Below are 23,261 nucleotides of genomic sequence, written 5' to 3' on the forward strand. Positions count from 1 at the left end.
ATTTTACGTATTTTTTTGCGATTCCCTTTCTAAAAAAAGGCTCAACTTGGGGAAAACTGAGGTATATGGTGGATAACTCTGTGGATAACCTGCTAAAATCCACAACTTTTGTGGATAACCCAGGGGTAGGCTTGTGGATATCATGGGGGAGAAGAGGGAAAAACCGTTTATAAGTTGGGGATTTTGAGTTGCGGGATCCGCTGCAAGAACGCTTTCCGCTGGGCATGGCGTTCTTCCGCTTCGGCCACAAACACACGGTACCGCTCGACGGAAGTAGCTAAGTTGGTGAGCACCGTTTCAAAGGGGTACCGGGACACAAAGACCCAAGTCGGAACTACCTTGACGTCGGAAGGGGTGATAAAGTCCCGCTCCATGATTTCTCCGTTCTTGGTCAGTGTGAAGAAGACTTTGCGGCGGTCATCAAAGATGAGGACGATTTCGGGATAGAAATGGCCTGTATCAGCGATGGGAAACTTAATACCGCTTTTGTAAATTTTGCTGAGCATCATCAAGACATTTTCGATGGCCATTTGCAGCAGAGAAGTTTCCTGTGTCTCGAGGTTGGCTTCTTCCCGTTGGATCAGGGACAGCTTGTCGTCTAACAGGTCAATTTCTTTCAGTAATTGCTCTTGTGAATCCAGCAGAAGTTCTTCCGGCTTCATCGCTACAATTCCCTCCTTATGAAAATCGTATTGCCTTAATGAGTCTTATTCGCGCCTGCCCTATAAAACCCTGCAGAGACGTCCTGGAACAGGCAGGATTTCCTCCTCCATAAAACGAAGAAAAACGTAACAAGAGTCTGAAAACCAGTTTTCTCGGATACAATAGTGTTTTACATACACGAAAAGGTCATAGAGAAAATGTAGACTATGGAAAAGGGCGATAAGCGTGGAAGCAGATAAAGACAAGCTGCAAGCTGTGAATAAAATTGTGGATAATTCTGTGGATAACTGTGAAGAAGTCTGCGTGCACAGGGATGTCGTAGAGGAACGCCGGCAGCAAGTACTGTCGAATGAGACCTATCAAGGGCTGGCCCATATCTTCAAAGCGCTGGGAGACCCGAGCCGGGTACGCTTGATCCATGCCTTGTCCTTCGGTGAGCTTTGTGTGTGCGACTTGGCCGATTTGCTAGAGAGCAGTCAGTCCGCCGTATCTCACCAACTGCGGCTGCTTCGTAATCTCCGCTTGGTCAAGTACCGTAAAGACGGCAAGATGGTCTATTATTCCCTGGATGACGCTCATATTCTTGGTATGCTGCAGCAGGGATTAGATCACGTAAATCATGGGTGATTTCTGTGCCGGAAATAAATATATTCCTTTTACCGCCCGGAACGGACTGTTGGTCTAGCTTCCGGGCTTTTTGTGTATCCATGTAAGGGACAAACTTTGGTGGTGGGGGGACCGGTATGGCTCTGTTGGTCATGCGGATGCGGAGCTTAGCGACCGGCGGCGGGTGGCTGCTGGTAGCGCTTACAGTACTGTTACTTGTGGCTGGATGGACACTTCCCTATCTGGCGTCATCGTCAGGATGGCAGACGACACGCATCCTGTTGTTGGCCATCGTCCTGGAGGCGCTGCCTTTTTTGTTGTTGGGGGTCTTTGTTTCGGCCGTCGTGGAGGTTTTCGTGTCGCCGGAAGGGCTGAAACGGCTGTTGCCGGCAAAGCCTTGGGCTGCCGTTTTGGTTGCCTCCATGATGGGAATGGTCTTTCCGTTTTGCGAATGCGGAATTATTCCGGTGGTTCGCCGACTGATTCATAAGGGGCTTCCACTCTATGGGGGGATCGCTTTTTTGTTGGCTGCACCGGTGGTCAATCCAGTCGTGTTAACATCGACCGCTATGGCCTTTCGTGGTCACGAGGAGATGTTGTACGGGCGCATCATCGGGGTGTTGCTCGTGGCTTGGCTGACTGGAATGGCATTGCTCTTTTGGCGGGGAAAGGGGATTCGTCAGGATGGTCCGGAAGTCGCCTGTGGTTGCGGCCATAGCCATAGCCATGAGCATCACTGCGGTCCGTCTATTCTCGCAGGATCTAGTCGAGAGCGCTGGAGTCAAAAGTGGATCCGTGTGGCTACCCATGCAGTGGACGAGTTCTTTGATTTGATGCCCTATTTTCTTACAGGTGCCCTTCTGGCTTCCATCCTGCAAGGCGTTGTTCCACGGGAGTGGCTCATGTCGGTGGCGAATCAAAGTGGTTTATCGACGTTGGCGATGATGCTGATGGCCTTTATTCTTTCCGTTTGTTCAAATGCGGACGCTTTTTTGGCCAGTTCCTTAGCTCATGACTTTCCTCCGGGCGCTATATTGGCATTTTTGGTTTTGGGGCCCATGTTGGATATAAAAAATACCTGGGTCTTGTTTCGTTCCATGCAATCGTCTCTCGTTGTTTTTCTGCTCATCTGGCTGCCCCTGCTGGTGTTTGCCTACGGCTGGGCGATCAATGGCGGGTGGATCCTACATTAAGGGGGATGGCCAATGACCCTGCAACTCTTAAAATTCTTTTTATTATTGGCGTTCGGCGTCTGGGCTGCCACACTCAGCCTGACCGGTACGGTGAATTATTACATCCATCCCCGGTATGGCTCTACTATTACAATTGCGGCCGGGGTGCTTACCGTGCTCGCCGCGGCACAGTTGCTACGTCTTCGTCGGGAGGGCTTTCATTCGCTTCACCGTTCCAAAGGCCTTTCCTGGGGGAATCTCGTCCGATATGGATTGATAGCTCTGCCTCTTTTGTTCTCTTTACTTCCCGGATCACCTGTGCTCAGCGGGGAGTTTGTCACCCAAAAAGGGGTGCGGTTGCCGGAAGGTGAGGGAAAAAAAGAACCGTCCTTACTTTCCGAAGTTCCCCAGTACTTTCATGATCCTGATCGCTCCTGGGTTCGATCAGGTCTGCATAAAGATGTGCAGGTGACAGAAGAGGGACCGGAAGAACGGCCTGAGGCAACACCGGCACCGGACGCACCCCCGAAGTCGATGCATAACAGTCCTCCTGAAGGAGCGGGTTTGCCGGAACAGCCGGAACAGTTGCCGGAAGAGAAAACCTCACCGACACCGGAAGAACCTCCGCTCGCCCCGAAAGAGAAGTCACCAGTCCTCTTCGATGAGAAAAATTTTCTTCAACTGCTGATGGACATCAACGGGAAACCGGACGATTTTGAAGGACGACCGATAGAGATCAGCGGGTACCTGGTTCAATCGCCCGGCGACAACCATGGGCTCTATGTAGGTCGCTATGTGGTCAATTGCTGTGTCGCTGACACGGTGATCATGGGGATGGCCGTCGATAATCTTCAGCAATGGATGCAGGAACATACCCCGGAAAAGGATAGAATTAAGATAGGAAGCTGGGTGAAGGCAAAGGGAGTCATGGAAAAGGCGAAAGAACCGGGCACTCCGGGCGGGCTTGTCATCTGGGTTAATGAAATCAATATGGAGGCTCCGCCGAGAAACCCATATATTTATGTGAACTGAGGAAAAATGTATAGGAGGAACTGGAGACCGTTGAGGCGAAAGTCTTCCAGCAATTATGGCTAACATCGAAAGGGGACGTAAGTCTTGCGCAGGTTCTACCCTGTCTCCAGGCACCAGAAAGAGCGATCATCGGAACCCAAACCCCTGGCCCGTGAAAAACGGCTTGAACTGACTGTGGATTTCCCCGAAGACGTAGTGAACGTCGAGGCGCTGCCGGTGGACCTGAGAGTATTTCGCCGCACCCTTCGCTACAAGACAAAGCCGAAACCGCCTGCGGCACACCCAGACAATCCCGTTTGGCGAGGGCTAAAACTGGATGACTTCCAGGTGGAAGCGATACGAGCCCTTGATGCCGGGCTGGATTGTCTCGTGGCAGCTCACACCGGTAACGGCAAGACGTTGATCGCCGATTATCTCGTCGACAAGGCGATGCAAGAAGGACGGCGGGTCTTTTATACGGCCCCCATTAAAGCACTGTCGAACCAGAAGTTTCGCGATTATTGCCGCCTGTACGGGGAGGGCAATGTAGGGCTCTTGACCGGCGATCACCAGATCAACCGTTATGCGCCGATCATGGTGATGACGACGGAAATCTTCCGCAACATGCTCATCGAAAAGGACATTCCCGGCGAACTCTCTCATGTGATCTTCGATGAAATTCACTATTTAAACGACCCGGAACGGGGGGCGGTCTGGGAAGAATGCCTCATTCTCATGCCGCCGCAAGTGCGCCTGCTCGGCTTGTCGGCGACTGTGCCCAACATCTATGAGATCGCCGATTGGTTGAGCGATGTCCATGAGCGTTCGGTGCCGATTGTACGGTATCTGCATCGCCATGTGCCGCTGGAGCACTTTTACTATCAGCGGGATCTGGGTCTGATGGAGTCGGGCGATGTGGTTCGTCTCTGGGAACAGATCAATGAACCGCCGAAAGATCTAGCCGAACAGAAGGCCCGGGAAAAGCGGCCATTCTTTAAGACGTTGCAGCGGGGGCTGCCGGCGACGAGCCACCGTCAACTGGTATCCTGTCTAGCCTCGATGGAACTGTTGCCAGCGCTCTATTTTCTTTTCAGCCGCAACGGCTGTGAGCAGGCGGCCCGGGAGTGGTCTGGCTACTCCTTTTTACCGGATGCCGAACGGGATGTGGCCGAAGGTGTCCTCAAAGAGGTGGAAGATCGTCTCCATGGGATCACCTCTACCAGCATTTGGCCGGCTATGCGGGAAATGCTCAGCCGAGGCATCGGCTTTCACCATGCAGGGCTGCCTCCGGTGGTGAAGCAAGCTGTCGAGGAAGTCTTTGGCCGAGGTTTAGTGCGGCTGCTTTACGCCACTGAGACCTTTGCTGTCGGCATTAACTTCCCCGTGAAAACGGTCTGCATCGATTCGACGACCAAGTTCGACGGCAAAAGTTTTCGCGTGATGACCGGCACCGAGTATCACCAGATGGCTGGGCGGGCGGGCCGCCGCGGGATGGATGAACGCGGCTTGGTCATCGTACGAGTCGATTTTACCAACTTTTCGGAAGAGCGGTTCCCCAACTGGCCTGACCGCCAGCCTGAACCGATTCGTTCGCGCTTTGGCTTATCTTTCAACTCCGTTGTCAACCTGGCGGCCCACCATTCAGACGAGCAAGTAGACAAGATTTTGGCCAACAATTTTAAGGCCTATCAGGAAACGGTGGAGATGCGTCACGCTAAAAAGCGCTTAAACCGCCTGAAAGAGAATCCTGCCATGGCCCGCTGCGCGCTCGTCGGGAAAGATGTCTGCCCGGCAAACCGGGGATTGTTAGACCGAGAGTTGCGTAATCTCGATCGGAAGCTGCGGACCTGGAAGCAGCAAAAGAATAAAAGCGATCGGCTGAAAACTCGCATTCAACAGGCTGAAGCGCAGCGAGAAGATGTCTTTTTCCGGCTCAAAGGGCTGGCGTCGATTCGTTGTGACCGGCAGGACCGGGTAGCTTGTCAGCGGCGCAATGGGGAGACTGCCGATTTTGCCCGGGCTTGGCAGCAGGCCGAGGAACAGATCGCTCGGGCGGAGGTGCAAATCCGTAAAATTCGCCGGGAATACGAGCGGATGGTCACATTCTTGACGGAAAAGCAGTACTTGTCTACCGAGGGTGTGTTGCTACCGAGAGGTGCTGTGTTGGCAAAACTGCATGTGGAAGAATTGCTCGTCACAGAGTGGCTCTTCAACGGGCTGTTCCATCCGATCAGCGAGGTGGACCTAGCGGCGCTCATCGGTGGAGTCGTCATTGAGGACGGACGTGTCGAACCGCATATCATGGCTTTTTCTCGAACTCTCGGTGGGTATGTAGAAGAGGCGCATAAAGTTTTTCTCCGCGTCCGGGAAATGGTACCGGAGGGACTTCCGCAGCCTCATTTCCGGCCGGAAGGCTGCTATCTCATCAAGACGCTCATCGAGGCGGAGAACTGGTCTGACTTTTTGAACCATGTAAACATGGCGGAGGGAGATGCCATCGCCTTGGCCCGCCGGACGATGGACGTGCTCCGGCAGTTGTCCCGGGCTGTCGAAGAGGACGAAACCTTGAGAAAAAAAGTGGGACGAGCCCAAGATCTAGTGGGTCGTCCCGAAGTGGTGGCCGGTTTGTAATTCCTCAACGGTGGCTCAAGGAGACAAGAAGCCGTCGGTTAGGGTGGACTTGCTTTCATGCTTACCTAAAGGGCCTGGGTCAAAAAAGCTTCTAACTGCTGCTTCGTCTTTGCGTCGCGGCTGTGCAGCCGGTCCGTTTCCATCCCGTCCCGAAAGACTAAAAGTGTCGGGATACCCCGGATACCAAACCGCTGGGCAAGATCGGGCTGGGCATCGGCGTCGACTTGCCCGAACCGGGCCTTTTCCGCCAAAGATAGGGACAACTCCTTATAGCCCTGATCGGTTCGAACGCAGTCGGGGCACCATTTGGTGTAGAACTTGACTACGTATACGGCGGATGTGGAGATTGTTGTGTCAAAGGTCTCGTTGGTCAGTTGCTCGATCATCGCCATACCTCCCTATAAAACGGTAATCCACTTTGTTCCTTATTTTATCACTCTTTAATCCATTTGGGTAAGGTCGTCCACGGTTCTAGGCCATAAAACGAACAGAAAACTCGTGTCTTCAAGGGATAACCGTTCGCCAGAGACAGGTTTGCATGAAGCAAAAACATGGATAGAGAGAAGGAACCCTTTTTGAACCTCTATGACGCATTATCTCCCTACTATGACGTCGTTTTTCCCGTGAAAAAACCGGTTGTCGACTTCCTGGCCGGCCAGTTTGGTCACCCTGCAGGGAAAATCCTATTAGACGCTGCCTGCGGCACTGGCGGCCATGCTCTCGCACTGGCTGAACGCAACTTCTCCGTCGTCGGTATCGACTTGCACCCGCATATGATTGAGCAGGCTCGAAACAAAGCAGCCCAACTCAAGACGTATTCGGGGAATCGACCTCGCTTTGAGGTGATGGACATGGAAGCAGTCCATCCCGAAAAACTCGGCCGCTGGGATGGAGTCTACTGTATCGGCAACTCCCTTCCTCACCTATTGGATGTGGAGCGGATGCGGGCGACCTTGCAGACCTGGGAACGAGGAATGAATCAGCACAGCGAACAGCGCATCATCATTCAAGTGGTGCACTTTGTTAAGGTGCTCCGGGAGGGCGGTCAACTGCCGACGCTGGAAGGTAAAGCCAGCGAGGCTCATATCCGATTTGAACGTCGCTATGAACCGGAGCCATCGGGGACGATACGGTTTTTAACGAATCTATCTATCACGCAAGAGAAGGAAGAGGGCACGATAGCAGAAGAAGATGGACAGAACTGGACGGCTGAGACCCGTCTGCTGCCTTTGTCGGCAGATGATCTCGAAACCATGTTAAGGTCCCTCGGTTATCGGAATTTGCAGTGGTATGGCGATTTGACAGGCAAGCCGCTGACCGAATCCAGCCCGGCTGTCGTTGTTTCGGCCGGAAAGTAATCGGGTCAGCGGTTTGCATCCGAAATCATCTTGAGCGAACGAAAGAGCAAAAATCCCAGTGATATAAAGTGATTGACGCCAAGACCGAATAGGCGTAACATAAACTTTAGTCGATAAGTAACATTTATGTCTGGGGGGACTCCGATGGAGATCACGCGCAAAGCTGAATATGCGATTGCCGCCTTGCTGGATTTGGCCTTGCTGCCGTCGGGGGAGTTCACCCTGTCCAAGGATATCGCCAAACGACAAGGAATTCCGGCGAACTTTCTGCCGCAGATCATGGCCGCAATGAGCCGCCGCGGTTGGGTAGAGGCGACACGAGGAGCGGGCGGCGGCGTACGCCTAGCGGTTCAACCTTCCCAGGTGACCGTGCAGGAAATCATTGAAGTGGTGGAAGGCCCCATCGCCATTAATCGCTGCCTTGTCGGTGCAGGTGCCTGTCCGAACCAGTGTTCCTGCCCATTGCACAACGTATGGGCCAAAGCCCAGTCGGCGATGATAGAGGTCCTGGCGAACACCACTGTGGCGGACCTGGCCCGGGCGAAGCAGGTGTTGACGATGCCGATGGAGACGACCGAGAGCGTAGAGACCTCTTTGCTGGTGCAGGAGAGGTCGCTCGGAAGTGAGACGACCCCGACGACAGCCGAGCCAAGGCTCTAAGGCGCTTGTACAGAGTGACGGAGAATGGAAAAACGCATGGCTACCGAAAGAAGGTGCCATGCGTTTTTGTTTTCAGTGATATATATCACTGACTAAATAAGTTATATTATCTATACTTCTAAATGTAAGCGAACTAATAATATTATCAACGGAGGTTGTTGAATTATGTTATGCAATCAATGCTCTCAAACCGTCAAAGGCGGGTGCACCCGTGTCGGCGTCTGTGGAAAAAATGAGGATATCGGCAGCCTGCAGGACATCATCATCTTCGGATTAAAAGGTGTGGCTGCCTACGCTACCCATGCTCGCCAACTGGGATATGTTGACCCGGAAGTGAACCAGATCACCCAGGAAGCGCTCTACACAACGCTGACCAACTCAAACTTCAATTTACAAGAACACATCGGCATGGCAATGAAAGTGGGACAGGCCACCGTCAAAGTCATGGACTTGCTGGACAAGGCCCACACGGATCGGCTCGGCGTGCCCCAACCGGTCCAAGTCACTTCCGATAAAATCGAGGGCAAATGCATCGTCGTGACCGGTCACAACCTCTTTGCCTTGGAAGAACTGCTGAAGCAGACCGCAGGCAAGGGGATCAATATCTATACACACTCGGAGATGCTCCCCGCTCACGGCTATCCAAAGTTAAAGCAATACCCGCACCTGAAGGGAAATATCGGCAAGGCATGGTTCGATCAGCGACAACTCTTTGAATCTTTCCCCGGTGCCATTTTGGCCACGACAAACTGTGTCATGCCGATCAAAGGCAGCTACGCCGACCGGTTCTTCTCTTATGAAGTCGCCGGGCTGGAGGGCGTACGCAAAATTGAGCAGAACGACTTCACGCCGCTGATTAAAAAAGCATTGGCCTTGCCGGCGGCGAACGTGCAATCGTCGAAAACGATACTGACGGGCTTTCACCACGAAACGGTACTGGGAATTGCCCCGAAAGTGATCGAAGCGGTGAAGGCAGGAAAAATCAAGCGTTTCTTTGTCATCGCCGGTTGTGATAAGCCTGGAAAAGGCGGCGACTATTATCGCGAACTCGCTTTATCGGTTCCGAAGGACTGCATCATTTTGACGACGTCTTGCGGGAAATACCGCTTTAACGATCACGATTTCGGCACGATCGACGGAATACCCCGCTACATCGACCTGGGACAATGCAACAACTCCGGCTCTGCTGTGAAAATCGCTGTCGCTTTAGCCGAAGCCTTCGGATGTTCTGTCAATGATCTGCCACTGAGCATCGTCCTCTCCTGGTTTGAGCAAAAAGCGGTCGCCATATTGTTAGGTCTCTTCAGCCTCGGTGTGCAGAATATCTATATTGGTCCGAATCCTCCCGAGTTCGTCTCTCCCGGCGTCCTGAAAGTCCTGCAAGATGCCTTCTCCCTTAAATTGACGGGAAATGCCCAGGAAGACCTGAAAGAAATGTTGAGCCGGCCTGCTGGTGTCAAAGTGGGACCCATCTCCTTTACGCAAAAGCTGAAGCAACTCTTTTCCTTCCTGTAAACCGGGGAGCGGTCTATGATTACTCCGCTAAAGGAACTCGTTCATCACCCCTTTCGACATCTTCGCCATGCCTTCCAAGGCATGTTCCTCTTCCTCGTAGCATGGACCGGCTGGGATTTTTACCGGTTCTACCTAACCCTCTTGGATCCCTCGGCGACGGCGGTCGACCGGCCGCCGTCTGTCGAGGCTTTTCTTCCCATCAGTGCTTTGCTGGCACTGCGCCAGTACGTGGCCACCGGCCTCTATGACCCGATACACCCGGCCGGGCTCACATTACTGCTGATCATCCTGGCGAGCGCAGTGCTTTTTCGCCGCAGTTTTTGTAGTTGGATTTGTCCGATCGGTGCGGTGAACGAGGCAGTCAGCCGCCTTGGACAGTCCTTGCTCCGTCGATGGGGACATAAGGCTTGGGTCCCCCGAAGAGGATGGGCTTATGGATTCTCGCTTATCAAATTCCTGCTCCTGCTGTTTTTCGTCTATGTGATTTACGTCGCCATGGATATTGGCCAAGCGATCGCTTTTTTGCAGGCCCCTTACAATCAGGTGGCCGACATAAAAATGCTGCTCTTTTTCCTGGAACCGAGCCGTATCACGATCATCGTACTCTCCCTGTTGGCCTTGTTGCATCTGATCATTCCCAACTTCTGGTGCCGCTTCATGTGCCCCTATGGGGCGCTGCTAGGCATCGTGAGCAAAGTTAGCCCAACAAAGCTGACCCGCAGCCCCGAAGGGTGTGTGCGCTGTGGTACTTGCCGGAGAAGCTGCCTCAACGGGCTCGATCCGATGGCGATGCAGAGCGTCACAAAAGAGCAATGCACTTTCTGTTTAGCTTGTGTGGAACAGTGCCCCAGACAAGTGCTCGGAGTGCAGACGATAGGTACGGGCCGCCTCTCTCTGAAGAAATCCTCCTGGTGCATAGCGGTCGGACTCGTTCTGCTTTTTAGCGCCGGTATTATCCTGGCCAAAGCGACTGGCTATTGGCAGGGAGCCTTAACGGTGGATACAATACGGCAATGGATGCCGCTCTTGGACCGATTAGACCATTATTGAAGATTGAACCATATATAGATTGAACCATGATATAAGATGGGACCGCTATTGAGTGTAAGACCCTTTTGAAGATTCTCCCGGTGGGACTGATGTCTTTCGGGGATGGAGGTACACTAATGGGTGGTGTAGAGGAGGTAGCTAACCGTGAGTGATCAAGTACCGATTCCCCCCGGGTTTGCCGATATGTTGGCCCCTCGGGGTGCGAACAAGCAGCGAGACAAAAAAACCTTCGCCATCGTTCCCCATCATCCCGGAGGATTTATGAGTCCGGACCAACTGATGCGGATCGCCGAGGTTGCCAAAAAATACGCCAAAGCAGTCAATGTGACCTCCGGTCAGCAGATCATGCTGATCGGGCTGGAGCGGGAAAACGTAGAGAAAGCTTGGCAGGAGCTCGGTCGTGAACCGGAAGGACTGCTGGGACCGCGTTGCCGTGGTGTCCGTTTTTGCCCAGGGATCGCCTTTTGCAAACGAGCCACCTCGGACAGCATCGGCTTGGGAACCTTGCTGGACAAGAAGTTTCGCGGCATGGATATGCCGAATAAGGTCAAGATGAGCATTGCCGGCTGCTATCTTTCCTGTACGGCGCCAGCGATTCGTGATATCGGCGTCATTGGACTCGATGAAGACCGGTACCGCATCCTGATCGGCGGCGCCGGCGGCCATGCGCCGAGGCTGGCGGACCTCTTTATTGAAGGGGTGACCCGCAAACAGGTCCTCGCCATCGTCGATCGCGCCTTACACTATTACAAGGATAACGCTCACCCTGGGGAGCGGATGCATGAGTTTGTTCCTCGGGTGGGACTTGACCGGATTCGCCAGGAAGTGCTCGGTGAGATGAAAGATCTGCCGCCCTGGCCGACACCGGAGGAGGAAGCGCGCCACCAAGTCCGACCGGGCGAGTTGCTTCCGTTAGAGGTGCAGACGGGCGGCGAAACCAGCTGTCCCATGCCATAATTCGATATAAGTAGATATAAGGAGGTACCGTTCATGATTACCAAAGACATGATGATTGGCGAAGTGGTGGCCAAATATCCCGATACGGTCCCTGTGTTTCGATCTTTTGGGATGCAATGCTTAGGTTGTCCTTCCGCCCGTAATGAATCGGTAGAAAAGGCGGCCGGCGTTCACGGATTTGATGCGGACCGGCTGTTGGAGGCTTTGAACGAAGCGATTAAAAAATAGCGTTAGGGTTGAACAAGAAAGAAGATCGAGGGAAAAAACCTTCGATCTTCTTTCTGTTTCTGTCCGGGAAGGTCTATCGGTGAAAATGTCGAAATAGAACTGAATATACGACAAAAATAGGACAGACGGGCGCTGATGCAGCCGAATCTTATAAAGTCCCTTTTATCCTTAACTGGAGGCAAGAGGGACTTCATCATTTGTTAAAATAGCTTGGCGGCCCTGATACATGGGTTTACAATAATAGTCGCTAGATGTTTCAAGAGAAAGGGGAGTGGCTCCGATCATCGCACAATGGATGCAACGACTTTGGGAGACCCGCTCCCTCCATTTACATAATTTGCTTTACCATTCACAAGAGGAACTGCAATTGAGCAACGACTTGATGCAGGAACTGCTGGTGATTGAAGAACGGGTAATGGCGGCCGGTTCGGAAGGGATTCCCGGCGCCTCCTTGCCCCGCCATGTGGCCGATACGATCGCACGGTTGAAAAAGATGCAGCTGCTGGCTATGTCCTGTAAAGAAGACCGGGTATTTATCTCCTTCGAGCCCCTCTTCGCCAAACTCGTCCACTGCCAGGTGGGCGACGTGGACTCCATGCAGCAGTACATACAGATCCACGACGAGATCCAGGAGGAAATGCGCCGGTTAGATGACATCCGCTCTCGCCAGGTGATCGAACGAAACCAATTGGATGAGGAGCGAAAAGGCCTGCGGGAGCGGGAGGAGCGCCTCGTCGTTTGGGAGGACGAGCTGCGCCAATGGCAGAAATCCTTGATGGAAAAGGACCAACTGCTGCACCAAATGCAGCTGCAACTGACTGCAGAGGAACGGCGGCTGCAGGAGCAGCAGCAGAAAATCAACGAAGAGACGATGGACTTGGAGAACCTCCGCCGGGAACTGGAGGAGGTACGGCGCCATCTCGAACAGCAGGCGGCCGGCAAGTTCGCTTCGCCGATCGGCGCCGGCCAGGGAAATGGCCTGGGAGCGGGACAGGGAGCGGTAACGGGACAAGCTATGTCACGGACCGCCGCTGCTACGGCGGTGGAAGATGATCGACCGATCGTTCAATTTCTGCAGCAGCTTCGAGGTCAGGCGATCAATCATGATGATGTGCGGGAGATCCGTAAGATGCAGGCGCGCTACCGTTGGTCCGACGAGTTATTGCTAGCCTTTTTGGAGATGGTCGCTGCGCACAGCCAACTGCATCAGAAGACGGTGCCTGCGGTGGCCGATTTCCGCCGCCAGGCTGAATTGATTTCCGCGTGGGGCGTCGACAGTGTGGACAAGCTGGAAGATTTTTATCGCCGAAAGTCTTATGTGGACGATAAGATCTGTGAAGTGTGGACAACGCTGGGGTCAAGGATCAAGATCAACGACGTCTTTCGGGATATGTACTTGAAGTGGTCTAAAACGTGGGGCTTTTCCCATGAGGTCATCTTGCGGGCTTGCGAAGAGACCTATAAAGGAGCGGCCAATCCGAACCTCAACTACGTGGATATGATCCTCCTGCGCTGGCGACAGGCTGGCGTTCGGACCGTAGAAGAGGGCGATCGGGAGATCGAACGCTTCAAGCAGATGCGAACCCGCGGCGGCGGGTCCGGTCGGGCAGCCACTGCCAGTTCTCCCCAGCGAGGGCCGCTCGCTGGCGTCAACGTCATGCCGAAGAGTGAAGAGGAAGCAAAAGCCTATGAACGATTTAACGATATATAAGGGGATAGGAGGCGGACCATGATCAATCGGGACAACAAACGGCTGCAGAAACAGGCGGAGCGGGACCGGCGGATCGAGGGGCTGCACCGGCAATATCCCCGTCTGGCTGAGTTGGATCGCAGATTGCGGCAGATCGGCATCCGGTTGGTGCAAAGCGCTGTGGGGCCGATGAAAGCGGACGAAATCGAAGCGCTCCAGCAGGAGCGGCAAAGCCTGAGTGGGATCCGGCAGTCTTTTCTCCAGGAGCGCCGGATCGATCTGTCCCTCTTTGAGGTGCACTGGGATTGCCCGCTTTGCCAAGACAAGGGCTGGAGCGATTTTGGCGTCAAGTGTGCCTGCCTGATCCAGGAAGAGATCGATGAAGCTTTCGCCCAGTCGGGATTGACCGACGAGATGAAGCATCAGACTTTTGACACCTTTGACCTTTCCTGGTACCGGCGGCAGGGTGAGCCAGGACTTCGACTGGCCGAAAAGATGGGTTCCATTGTTCGTGTATGTCAAGAGTTTAGCGAGGCCATGATCCGGGGAACCTGTAAGACAAACCTGTTTTTGCACGGCGCCGTCGGGACAGGGAAGACCCACCTGTCGAGCGCCATCGCCAACCGGTTGCTGACAGCGGGAAATTCGGTCATCTACCGGACGATCAGCCAGATCATGGCGAGCATCATGGAAGCAAAGTTCGATTTTCAAAACCAAGGCCGCCAGCCGGAAGTGATTACGGCGCTGCGCAAGGTGGATCTGGTCATCATCGACGACTTGGGAACTGAAAAGACGACCGATTTTGTCGTCTCCGAATTGTTTGAACTGGTCAATGACCGTCTGCGCTTAGGCAAACCGATGGTGGTCTCTACCAATATTCAACTGAGCGAGATCCCGGCCATCTACGGTCACCGGCTGGCTGATCGCCTGATCACCCAGTCCATGGTCATGAAGTTCGAAGGCAAGAGTGTCCGGCAGTTGAAGCGGGAATCGGGTGAATATAAGCTGCTGTAACCGGCAGCCTGCGCTGTGAGGCCTTAGCGGAGAGGAGAACCGATGTGAACGCCTTAGACGGGTTGATTCTCATCATCGTCGGCATATGCTTTTACCGGGGGTATCGCCGGGGGTTGCTGGCTGCCTTGCTGGGGGCTGGCGCATACATATGTTCTTTCTTCCTAGCGTCAAGTTTGTTTAAACCGCTGGCGGCGCTGCTCGATCAGCAGTTGGGTGCCGTGGCGCGGCTGCAAAGCTATTTTTTTCAAAAGTTTATGCCCGCTCTCCCCGCAGCCCAAGTGAAGGTCGACGTGATGCCCAGCTTGAACATCGAGCGGGCCCTCAAAGATCTGCCACTGCCGGACTTTTACAAGCATGAGATGGCCCAGCAACTCAGCAATGTAACCGTCACCATCCCGACGGGTGTGAATACGATGGGCGATATGGTGGCCAACTATCTAGCGAATTCGCTCTGGAACACACTGGTTTTCGTTGTCACCTTCGCCGCCTTCGGATTGCTGGTAAAGCTCGTCGTGGCCGCTTGGCTTAAGTTTCGCGGCGACGGCTGGCTCGGTCAGACAGATCGACTACTCGGCGCCATGCTGGCAGCGGGGACCAGTTGGGCAGCTGTCGTACTCGTCCTCGCTTGGTTTTACGGCGGAACGCTGGTGGGTGCATCACCCCTGCGGGTAGAGACGCAGCCGCTGTTGGATTCGTCCCGGTTGATGCCTTTCATCTTTACCTGCAATGAATGGATTGTTCAACACTTTAGCGGCTACACTTTTCGTTGAGATGAATCGTTTTTTGCAGGAGGAATCGAAGTGGGAAAAAAAGAAGGAAAAAACGGAAAGAACTGCTTGGCTTACAAACTGGAGCCGGTGTGGGATAGTTTGAAGGCGGCCGAAAAAGAAAAGGTGCAGGCCTTTGCAGAAGGCTATAAGGCGTTTCTATCGACAGCAAAGACCGAGCGGGAAGCGGTTGATTACTTTCAGGAGAAGGCCATTGCCCAAGGATATGTGCCTTTTGCCGAAAAAGCGGGCCAGGGACTGAAACCTGGCGATAAGGTCTTCTTCGTCAACCGCAACAAGGCCATCTTGCTGGTGCAGATCGGGAAACGGCCCCTGTCGGAAGGATTAGCCCTGGTAGGTGCCCATTTGGACGCGCCACGGATCGACTTGAAGCCCAACCCGCTATACCAGGACGAGAAGATGGTCCTCTTTAAGACGCACTATTATGGCGGCATTAAAAAATATCAATGGCTCACCTTGCCATTGGCTCTGCACGGGGTGACCGTACTCGGCGACGGTACGCTACGGAAGATTGCCATCGGAGAAAAAGCGGACGATCCGGTGTTCACCATTACGGACCTCCTCCCCCATTTGGCGAAGGATCAGATGGAGAAAAAGATGTCTGAGGCGGTGGCTGGGGAAGGCCTGAATATTCTTGTGGGCGGATTGCCTGCCGATGAAGAAAAGGAAGACAACGGCAAGGAAAAGCATAAAGAGCGCTTTAAGAAGGCCATCTTGGAACTCCTTCACCAGATGTACGGCATGACCGAAGAAGACTTTTTGACCTCCGAATGGCAAGGGGTACCGGCTGGAAGCGCCCGGGATGTCGGTTTTGATCGAGCTTTTGTCGGTGGCTACGGCCAAGATGACCGGGTCTGCTGTTACACTGCGGCGGAGGCTCTCTTCGCTTTGACTGAATCGGAGCAGACAGCGGCGGTGCTGCTCGTCGATAAAGAGGAGACCGGCTCCGATAGCAATACGGGCATGCGTTCTCGATTCTTCGAAAACGCTCTGGCGGAACTGGTCTATGCGTCTTTGCCGCAAGGCGAATTGACACCGCCCGAACTAATCCAGCGCCGCTGTCTCTTTAATACGCGAGCCCTTTCGGCCGATGTGACGGCCGGTATGGATCCCAATTATGAGAATGTGCTCGAAGAGAAAAACGCCACCCGCTTAGGCTACGGTGTAGCCGTATCGAAATACACGGGTAGCCGGGGAAAATACGGCACTTCAGAAGCGAACGCTGAGTTCATGGGAGAAGTGCGTCGGATTTTCCGGGATGCAGGGATTGTGTGGCAAAGCGGCGAATTGGGCAAAGTGGACCAAGGGGGCGGCGGAACGATCGCCCAGTTCCTGGCGGTCTACGGTATGGATGTGCTCGACTGCGGGGTCCCCTTGCTCAGCATGCATGCCCCCTTTGAAGTGGCCCACAAAGCCGATATCTATATGTCCTGTCAAGCCTACAAGGTCTTTTTGGCGTCAGCGAAAAAATAGCGATCCGCAGCGGCGAGGATGGGCGAACCGAGAACCTTTGAACGGAAGGGTTCCCCATCCCTTCGCGGGGTAACACGTTGGAGGTATCTGGAATGACAAAAGAGACGGGTGCGGCAGCCATGCCGGAGCTTTCCGGCACTGCGAACAAAGATTTGACCGGCATTTCCACCTCCTTTGAAATCCGGGAGGGAACGGTGCTGGTGATGGCGGGAGACACCATCGGACGCGGCGATGATCAACTGGGCCGTACGCTGGCCAAATCCTTTCTCTATACGCTCTCCCAAGCGGAAATGCTTCCCGGGACGATCATCTTTTTAAACAGCGGTGTCAAATTGGTCTGCCAAGATTCCGATGCGATCGCCAGCCTGTTGGCGTTAGAGGAGCGGGGCGTCGAGATCCTCTCCTGCGGGACATGCCTCGATTTTTATCACCTAAAAGAACAGGTCGTCGCCGGAAAAGTCAGCAACATGTATGCGATTGTCGATACCCTCACTCGAGCACCGAAAGTGATCCATTTTTAAGCCATGAGTACAGCAGCGAAAGAACCCTTCTGGCGCCGCTGGTGGCCCTGGGGGAAGAAGCAAAAGACGATGGAACCGGACGAACAGATCCGGGAATTTTTACAGAACCTGGTGCAGGGGATCGTGCCGAGCCAGGAACAGTTGGCGGTCATCTTAAAAGAGCCGCCTGAAAAACGCAGCCAGTGGTGGCTCGCTGCCGTGCGGGTAGTGCCCACAGCGACCGGGAAGATGGTCAACGGCATGGGACCCTCGTCGAGCCCGGCATGGCGGTTGGCCCGGATCTTGCGGCTCGAAGTCTATTGGCAAGAGGTCATGAGCAATCTGCCGACGGCACCGAAAGAGCGTGTCATCGAGACGATCGGCCCGATGCCGCTGCCGGAAGTTCTCCCGCTGTTAGAAGCAGCCTTGATCAGCGGTGCCCCCTCGGTCAGCTTAGCTGCTGCCGATTACTTGGCGAAACGACCAGAGCCACGGGTGACCGACTTCTTTATCGAAGTGCTCCATCGCCCTGACGGCGGCCCTTGGACCGACCGGGCTGCACGGGGCTTGGCGATGCGCCGTTCCTTTGATGGTCAATCGGTCTGGTCACAACTGATCGCCATGACGACGCAGGCGGAAGAAGAAATCCGCAGCCGCGCCTGGGAAGTGATGGCTTCCTTCGGACCCCCGGCAGAACAGGAAGAAGTGGGCGATCTCGATGGGGCGCTGAGAAATAGCCTGAGCGATGCCAGTTCCCACGTTCGTGCCCGAGCTGCCGAGTCGGCAGGACTGTTGGCTCGAGGAGCCTTGATTCCTGCCCTGATGGAAGCGATGTCCGATGAAGACGAACGGGTGCGGGCGGAGGCGGCCCGTTCCTTAGGGCGGTTGGCTGCGCTCGATCTGTTAGCGGCAGAAGTGAAAAAAGACGTCCGGAACATATTAACCCAACGCCTGGAAGACCCCGATTATCGCGTCAGTGGTTGCGCCCGGCAGGCGCTGCATTACATAACCGAGAGTTGAGGTGAGCCATGCTCAGTATTTTCGGTCAATATGTGAGTACGCGGATGCAGGCGATCGGCATGGGGGATTGGGCTGAGCCGACAGCCGCCTTCACCGTGGGTACCATCCACGTTGTCTTTGCCCTCTTTTTGGCCTGGTTGGTGCTTCGCTTTGGTAAAAAAGCGATCGACGGCATTTTTTCCCGGGAAAACGGCATGACATTGATCAACGAAAAACGGGGGGCCACCTTGGCCACCCTGTTGAAAAGCTTGCTCTTCTACAGTGTCTTTTTCATCACAGCCATGGAAGTGTTGAACACGGTCTTCGGGGTTCAAACTCAGGCGCTGCTAGCCGGCGCGGGCGTCTTCGGTATCGCTGTCGGCTTCGGTGCCCAGAGCCTCATGCGCGACGTGATTACCGGCTTTTTTATCATCTTTGAAAATCAATACGCCGTTGGTGAGTTTGTCACCATCGGCAAGTATTCCGGCGTTGTCGAAGAAGTGGGATTGCGCGTAACCAAGATTCGAGATATCACGGGAGACCTGCACATCATCCCGAACGGGCAGGTCAAGGAAGTAAGCAACAAAAACCGCGGTCCCATGACGGCGTTGGTCGACATCAGCATCGCCTATGAAGAAAATGTGGATCGGGCCTTAGACATCTTGGAGTCGGCCTCCAAGGAAATGACCCAGGAGATGGCCGAGTGGATTACCGAGGGGCCGCAAGTGCTGGGTGTCGTCAATTTAGGACCGTCGGAAGTGGTCATTCGCGTCATCGCCAAGACGGTACCGATGGAACAATGGCGGATGGAACGGGAGATGCGCCGGCGTTTTAAGTTGGCTTTTGAACAGGCAGGAATCGAGATCCCTTATCCACGACAGGTCCATGTGCCCTATAGCTCTTTGCGAAGCCCCGTACAGGATGGCCTGTTGAAGCAAGAGTCTTCCAAGTAAGAGGTGAATCGGAATGGCCCATTTTTCCGTTGGCGATCGGGTGCGCCTGCGTAAATCCCACCCATGCGGATCTACCGACTGGGAAATCACCCGTGTCGGCATGGATTTTCGCATTCGCTGCCTCGGGTGCAGCCACCAGCTGTTGATCCCGCGGGTTAAGTTTGAAAAAGCGGTGAAAGCGGTCATTTCCCGGTTCGAGGAAGCCGATCCTAAGCAAACATAAAGGGCACATCCCGCCTACTGGGATGTGCCCTTTATGATGATATTCTTAGGATCATGCTCATCGAAGAGATGAACTTTTATAGAAACGGGGAATACTGATCACAAGAGGTGATCTGCAATGACTATTGACCGCCGGGAACTGGCGCTGCTGTTTTTAGAGGCGGCTACCGAAATGCGCTGGGAAATCGCTGAGGGAAAAAGCCAGGCTCGAATCGTCCCGGGAGACGGCGTCTGTCTCGGGACTTCCTCCCTGGAGACGCCGGAAATCATCGAGCCGCCAATCACCGTCCCGGTAGACCAGGCGTACCCATAACACATAATCTTGGCTTTTTTCGAGACGCTGTTTGGATACATGATAGGAACTGAAGGCGCTCACGTCGGCCACCGCTTCGACGGTTTGTTTCTCCGCGTCTACCTTTACATTTCGGACAAGGTAGACCTGGAGGTCATACTCAGGATCTTCAAACTGCGGATAGCGGGAAAAAAACTGGTGCCAGCCGGCGATGGACTGTTTCACTTCCTCTCGCCGGGGCGATTGTTCTGTCAAAGCTTGATCGATCAATTCATCGTTATTTTCTGTGATTGCTTGACTCAACTGTTCAAATTTATTGAGCAGGTGATCTCGGATGACTTTGTCTGCATCAGCGTATTTGGCCAGACGCTCTGGCCCATACGCTTCGGGTGGCACCAGATAATGTTCATAAGCCTTGCCGATTCCCCATACCAGCGGAATCGAAAGGGCGAGAGCCAAAACGAGGCCGAGGGGAATGAGCACCCACCGGCTTTTAGCCAATGCCTTGACTTTGGCCAGGCGATCGACCGGTTCGACTGGCATCGCTGTTGCGGTTCCGTGCCTGGATTCCGATGATGAGGATTCTGACTGTTTTTTTGTGCCTGCCTGTGACGAATCGATGATGATGGGCGGAGAGTCACTCGCGATAGAAGAATTCGATTGCGCCATATCAACTGGAAGCGAACGATGCAAATCAGCTTCCAGATCTTCTAATGAGAAACTATCTAAATTTAAACTCCCGTCTTGTGGAAAAATTAAATCATCAGCCATTGCAGGGCTCCTTGCCATTGATCGAAGTAGGTTGTGTAAATCCATTTTACTATATTTTCAGGGTTAAGATTCTAGAAAATATACATTCTTAGAAAAATCTAAAAGTTGCCCACCCGAACGAGGTGGACAACTTCATCTAATCATCCCGGCCGAAAATGAGAAAGAGCACGACGGCGGCGATGATCAGGAGGACAATCCCCTTATCACCTTGAAAAAAGTCTTTCCAATTATCGATCTCAAAGCCGCCGAACTCGAATCCGTCCCGTGAAGCCATCGCCCCACCTCCCTTGTCACAGGTCTTTCTTCTATAAAATATGTAAAAAGGCAGGGAGTGCTACAAGATGGAGCGAATCTCAGATACGAGGCCTCCCTTGAAATCATAGGTTCCTTCGTCTAAACTTAACTGTGGCTATGGCCAAATCACTGTGGGAGTTGATCGTTGTGCCGGTCCAGGCGGGTATCGTCGGTTTGCCAAACGTCGGCAAATCCACCCTTTTTAATGCGATTACCAAGGCGGGCGCGGAAGCCGCCAATTATCCTTTCTGTACCATTGAACCGAACGTGGGTATGGTGGAAGTCCCCGATCCCCGGTTGGACAAGCTGGCAGAAATGGTCAAACCAAATCGGGTTGTTCCGGCAGTCGTGCGCTTTGTCGACATTGCCGGTCTCGTGCGAGGCGCCTCGAAAGGGGAAGGTCTCGGCAACAAGTTTTTATCCCATATCCGTGAAGTCGACGCTGTCATTCATGTGGTACGGTGCTTTGAAGATTCCGATGTCACCCATGTCGATGGAAAAGTATCTCCCTTGCGGGATATTGACACGATTGAACTGGAACTGATCCTTTCTGATATGGAAGCGGTCGAACGGCGTCTCGATCGGGTCCAGAAAAACCTAAAATCGGGCGACAAAAAAGCCCTTGCCGAAAAAGTGGTGCTGGAGCGTCTCCGTGACGCTTTTGAAGAAGAAAAGCCGGCTCGTGCGATCGACTGGACCCCGGAAGAGGCAGAAATCGTGCGGGGTTTGTTCCTCTTGACGAGCAAACCGGTGCTCTATGTGGCGAACGTATCGGAAGATGAAGTGGGCCAACCGGACAATCCGCTGGTGAAAGAGGTTCGGGCTCGGGCCGATCAAGAAGGCGCTGGCGTCGTCGTCATCTGTGCCAAGATTGAGGCAGAGATTGCCGAACTGACCGACCCAGAAGAGCGAGCCATGTTTTTATCGGACTTGGGCCTCGAAGAATCAGGTCTCGACCGTCTGATCCGGGAGACCTATACGCTGCTGGGCCTAATCACCTACTTTACGGCAGGAGTGCAGGAAGTACGGGCGTGGACGATTACGAAGGGGATGAAAGCACCTCAAGCCGCCGGTGTCATTCACACCGACTTTGAGCGGGGCTTTATCCGTGCCGAGGTCACCGGTTATGATGACCTCATCTCCACCGGGAGCCAGGCAGCTGCCCGAGACAAGGGCCTCATGCGCTTGGAAGGCAAAGAGTATGTGATGCACGATGGGGATGTCGTTCATTTCCGGTTTAACGTATAATTTGAGGAAAAGAGTTGTCGAAGTAAGAATCCTATGCTAGACTTGAAATATATGGAATAAAAAGGGGGAAATTCCATGTTAAACCGGGTGATCCTAATTGGTCGTCTCGGCAGAGATCCGGAACTCAAACACACCACCAACAATACACCACTTTGTACGTTTAGTCTTGCAGTTGACAGACCTCAAGGTTCCAATCAGCGGCAGATGGGTGCTGAAAAGATTACGGATTGGTTCAATATTACCGTCTGGAATCAGCAAGCGATTACCTGTAGTCAGTACCTACATAAAGGTCGACTTGTCGCCGTCGATGGTCGACTGCAGACCCGTTCTTGGACGGACCAACAGACTGGCCAAAAGCGCTCCGCTGTGGATATCGTCGCAGAAACAGTTCGCTTCTTAGAGCGTGGTGATGCTCAACCGGGCGCCGGTGCTGGCGCAGGTGCCTCTGGCTTTGGTGCACCTCCGGCTGGCGGCGGTTACGGTGGACCGGCTGCCGGCGGTGGATATGGCGGTGCAGGCGGATTTGGCGGAGCTTCCGGTGGAGGCTTCGGCGGTCCTGCCGGCGGCGGCAATTATGGCGGTGGCGGAGCCGGCGGGTTTGGCAGCGAAATCAGCTTCCCTGATCCTCCGGAAGAGGACGATCTCCCCTTTTAAAATGGGAAAAGGCCGGTGTGGCATAACCATCTATGGATGCGCCATACCGGCCTTTTGTATTATGGTCTTAATCAAAAAAACCGGTTCCCATTAGAGCTGTGACTACGAACATAAACGGTTCCAAAAAATTCATTTGACAAGAAGTTCATTAGCTGATATCCTTAGTTACTGTTCGGCGCTACATTGAGTGAAAGCTCGATGAGCAATGAATGAAAACGGAGCAGTGGTGTAGAGGCCTAACATGCCAGCCTGTCACGCTGGAGATCGCGGGTTCGAATCCCGTCTGCTCCGCCATTCATCTTTTGTATCCTTTCATCGTATATGCCGAAGTGGCGGAATTGGCAGACGCGCTGGTCTCAAAAACCAGTGAGGGAAACTTCGTGCCGGTTCGACCCCGGCCTTCGGCACCATAGGGGAGTAGCTCAATTGGTAGAGCGGCGGTCTCCAAAACCGTAGGCTGCGGGTTCGATTCCTGTCTCCCCTGCCATCTAAATGCGAGAGTGGCGGAACTG

Annotated in this window: 24 protein-coding genes and 4 tRNA genes (1 of these 28 only partly in view); 24 read left to right on the plus strand and 4 right to left on the minus strand. The window is 53.7% G+C overall.

All coding sequences use genetic code 11. The annotated features are described in order from the left end of the window. Nucleotides 1–167: 167 nt before the first annotated feature. Nucleotides 168–662: a hypothetical protein gene (locus tag GJ688_RS16510; RefSeq protein WP_155477636.1), complete on the minus strand. Its 495-nt coding sequence runs from the start codon at nucleotides 660–662 to the stop codon at nucleotides 168–170. A 226-nt stretch (nucleotides 663–888) separates the two neighbouring features. Between GJ688_RS16510 and GJ688_RS16515 the strand changes: the two genes are divergently transcribed. The 4 genes from GJ688_RS16515 to GJ688_RS16530 all read left to right on the plus strand — a co-directional run bounded on the left by GJ688_RS16515 (nucleotide 889) and on the right by GJ688_RS16530 (nucleotide 6,083). Then, complete coding sequence (locus GJ688_RS16515; protein ID WP_328597391.1) at nucleotides 889–1,290, plus strand: ArsR/SmtB family transcription factor; 402 nt, start codon at nucleotides 889–891, stop codon at nucleotides 1,288–1,290. Nucleotides 1,291–1,406: 116 nt separating this feature from the next. Continuing rightward, nucleotides 1,407–2,462, plus strand: a complete 1,056-nt coding sequence (locus GJ688_RS16520; RefSeq protein ID WP_155477637.1) for a permease — start codon at nucleotides 1,407–1,409, stop codon at nucleotides 2,460–2,462. 12 nt (nucleotides 2,463–2,474) lie between these two features. Continuing rightward, nucleotides 2,475–3,473, plus strand: coding sequence for a DUF1980 domain-containing protein (locus GJ688_RS16525; protein WP_155477638.1), 999 nt, complete (start codon nucleotides 2,475–2,477; stop codon nucleotides 3,471–3,473). Nucleotides 3,474–3,557: 84 nt separating this feature from the next. Further along, on the plus strand, nucleotides 3,558–6,083 hold the full coding sequence (locus GJ688_RS16530) for a DEAD/DEAH box helicase (protein WP_155477639.1): 2,526 nt from the start codon (nucleotides 3,558–3,560) through the stop codon (nucleotides 6,081–6,083). Nucleotides 6,084–6,148: 65 nt separating this feature from the next. On the opposite strand, the gene GJ688_RS16535 is transcribed toward GJ688_RS16530, so the two are convergent. Beyond that, the gene (locus GJ688_RS16535) at nucleotides 6,149–6,469 is read right to left on the minus strand and encodes a thioredoxin family protein (protein ID WP_170292090.1); all 321 of its coding nucleotides are present in this window, start codon (nucleotides 6,467–6,469) and stop codon (nucleotides 6,149–6,151) included. A gap of 165 nt (nucleotides 6,470–6,634) precedes the next feature. Here GJ688_RS16535 and GJ688_RS16540 point away from each other — a divergent pair, with 165 nt between their 5' ends. The 14 genes from GJ688_RS16540 to GJ688_RS16605 all read left to right on the plus strand — a co-directional run bounded on the left by GJ688_RS16540 (nucleotide 6,635) and on the right by GJ688_RS16605 (nucleotide 19,491). Then, complete coding sequence (locus GJ688_RS16540; protein WP_155477641.1) at nucleotides 6,635–7,441, plus strand: class I SAM-dependent methyltransferase; 807 nt, start codon at nucleotides 6,635–6,637, stop codon at nucleotides 7,439–7,441. Nucleotides 7,442–7,585: 144 nt separating this feature from the next. Continuing rightward, entirely contained in the window at nucleotides 7,586–8,101 is a 516-nt protein-coding gene (locus GJ688_RS16545; protein WP_170292091.1) for an RrF2 family transcriptional regulator, read from the plus strand. Between the two features lie 165 nt (nucleotides 8,102–8,266). Beyond that, the gene (gene hcp, locus GJ688_RS16550) at nucleotides 8,267–9,616 is read left to right on the plus strand and encodes a hydroxylamine reductase (protein WP_155477643.1); all 1,350 of its coding nucleotides are present in this window, start codon (nucleotides 8,267–8,269) and stop codon (nucleotides 9,614–9,616) included. Nucleotides 9,617–9,631: 15 nt separating this feature from the next. After that, nucleotides 9,632–10,666 carry a 4Fe-4S binding protein gene (locus tag GJ688_RS16555; RefSeq protein WP_155477644.1) on the plus strand — a complete coding sequence of 345 codons (1,035 nt, stop codon included), beginning with the start codon at nucleotides 9,632–9,634 and terminating at the stop codon, nucleotides 10,664–10,666. A 144-nt stretch (nucleotides 10,667–10,810) separates the two neighbouring features. Then, on the plus strand, nucleotides 10,811–11,623 hold the full coding sequence (locus GJ688_RS16560) for a nitrite/sulfite reductase domain-containing protein (RefSeq protein WP_155477645.1): 813 nt from the start codon (nucleotides 10,811–10,813) through the stop codon (nucleotides 11,621–11,623). A 33-nt stretch (nucleotides 11,624–11,656) separates the two neighbouring features. Then, the gene (locus tag GJ688_RS16565) at nucleotides 11,657–11,851 is read left to right on the plus strand and encodes a DUF1858 domain-containing protein (RefSeq protein WP_155477646.1); all 195 of its coding nucleotides are present in this window, start codon (nucleotides 11,657–11,659) and stop codon (nucleotides 11,849–11,851) included. Between the two features lie 271 nt (nucleotides 11,852–12,122). Continuing rightward, nucleotides 12,123–13,562 carry a DnaD domain protein gene (locus GJ688_RS21420; protein WP_155477647.1) on the plus strand — a complete coding sequence of 480 codons (1,440 nt, stop codon included), beginning with the start codon at nucleotides 12,123–12,125 and terminating at the stop codon, nucleotides 13,560–13,562. 18 nt (nucleotides 13,563–13,580) lie between these two features. Then, a complete protein-coding gene (locus GJ688_RS16575; RefSeq protein ID WP_155477648.1) occupies nucleotides 13,581–14,555 on the plus strand; it encodes an ATP-binding protein in 975 nt (324 codons plus the stop codon). Between the two features lie 44 nt (nucleotides 14,556–14,599). Then, entirely contained in the window at nucleotides 14,600–15,325 is a 726-nt protein-coding gene (locus GJ688_RS16580; protein ID WP_170292092.1) for a CvpA family protein, read from the plus strand. 30 nt (nucleotides 15,326–15,355) lie between these two features. Then, on the plus strand, nucleotides 15,356–16,816 hold the full coding sequence (locus GJ688_RS16585; RefSeq protein WP_170292093.1) for an aminopeptidase: 1,461 nt from the start codon (nucleotides 15,356–15,358) through the stop codon (nucleotides 16,814–16,816). Between the two features lie 92 nt (nucleotides 16,817–16,908). Beyond that, the gene (gene yedF / locus GJ688_RS16590; RefSeq protein ID WP_155477650.1) at nucleotides 16,909–17,337 is read left to right on the plus strand and encodes a sulfurtransferase-like selenium metabolism protein YedF; all 429 of its coding nucleotides are present in this window, start codon (nucleotides 16,909–16,911) and stop codon (nucleotides 17,335–17,337) included. Between the two features lie 3 nt (nucleotides 17,338–17,340). Next, entirely contained in the window at nucleotides 17,341–18,336 is a 996-nt protein-coding gene (locus tag GJ688_RS16595) for a HEAT repeat domain-containing protein (protein WP_155477651.1), read from the plus strand. A gap of 8 nt (nucleotides 18,337–18,344) precedes the next feature. Continuing rightward, nucleotides 18,345–19,268 carry a mechanosensitive ion channel family protein gene (locus tag GJ688_RS16600; RefSeq protein ID WP_155477652.1) on the plus strand — a complete coding sequence of 308 codons (924 nt, stop codon included), beginning with the start codon at nucleotides 18,345–18,347 and terminating at the stop codon, nucleotides 19,266–19,268. A 13-nt stretch (nucleotides 19,269–19,281) separates the two neighbouring features. Then, nucleotides 19,282–19,491: a DUF951 domain-containing protein gene (locus GJ688_RS16605; RefSeq protein ID WP_155477653.1), complete on the plus strand. Its 210-nt coding sequence runs from the start codon at nucleotides 19,282–19,284 to the stop codon at nucleotides 19,489–19,491. Nucleotides 19,492–19,644: 153 nt separating this feature from the next. Here GJ688_RS16605 and GJ688_RS16610 read toward each other — a convergent pair whose 3' ends face one another. Both GJ688_RS16610 and GJ688_RS16615 read right to left on the minus strand, forming a co-directional pair. Continuing rightward, complete coding sequence (locus GJ688_RS16610) at nucleotides 19,645–20,553, minus strand: hypothetical protein (RefSeq protein WP_155477654.1); 909 nt, start codon at nucleotides 20,551–20,553, stop codon at nucleotides 19,645–19,647. Between the two features lie 136 nt (nucleotides 20,554–20,689). Further along, the gene (locus GJ688_RS16615) at nucleotides 20,690–20,827 is read right to left on the minus strand and encodes a hypothetical protein (protein ID WP_155477655.1); all 138 of its coding nucleotides are present in this window, start codon (nucleotides 20,825–20,827) and stop codon (nucleotides 20,690–20,692) included. 167 nt (nucleotides 20,828–20,994) lie between these two features. On the opposite strand from GJ688_RS16615, the gene ychF reads away from it, so the two are divergent. The 6 genes from ychF to GJ688_RS16645 all read left to right on the plus strand — a co-directional run. Next, a complete protein-coding gene (ychF, locus tag GJ688_RS16620; RefSeq protein WP_170292094.1) occupies nucleotides 20,995–22,095 on the plus strand; it encodes a redox-regulated ATPase YchF in 1,101 nt (366 codons plus the stop codon). 75 nt (nucleotides 22,096–22,170) lie between these two features. Then, entirely contained in the window at nucleotides 22,171–22,749 is a 579-nt protein-coding gene (locus tag GJ688_RS16625) for a single-stranded DNA-binding protein (RefSeq protein WP_155477657.1), read from the plus strand. Between the two features lie 217 nt (nucleotides 22,750–22,966). After that, nucleotides 22,967–23,043 (plus strand) — tRNA-Asp (locus GJ688_RS16630). A gap of 29 nt (nucleotides 23,044–23,072) precedes the next feature. Further along, a tRNA-Leu gene (locus GJ688_RS16635) sits at nucleotides 23,073–23,159 on the plus strand. Between the two features lies 1 nt (nucleotide 23,160). Next, nucleotides 23,161–23,236 (plus strand) — tRNA-Trp (locus GJ688_RS16640). A 7-nt stretch (nucleotides 23,237–23,243) separates the two neighbouring features. Then, nucleotides 23,244–23,261 (plus strand) — tRNA-Leu (locus GJ688_RS16645); it runs 65 nt beyond the window's last position.

It is taken from the genome of Heliobacterium mobile (assembly GCF_009720735.1).
In the GTDB taxonomy this organism is placed as follows: domain Bacteria; phylum Bacillota; class Desulfitobacteriia; order Heliobacteriales; family Heliobacteriaceae; genus Heliobacterium; species Heliobacterium mobile.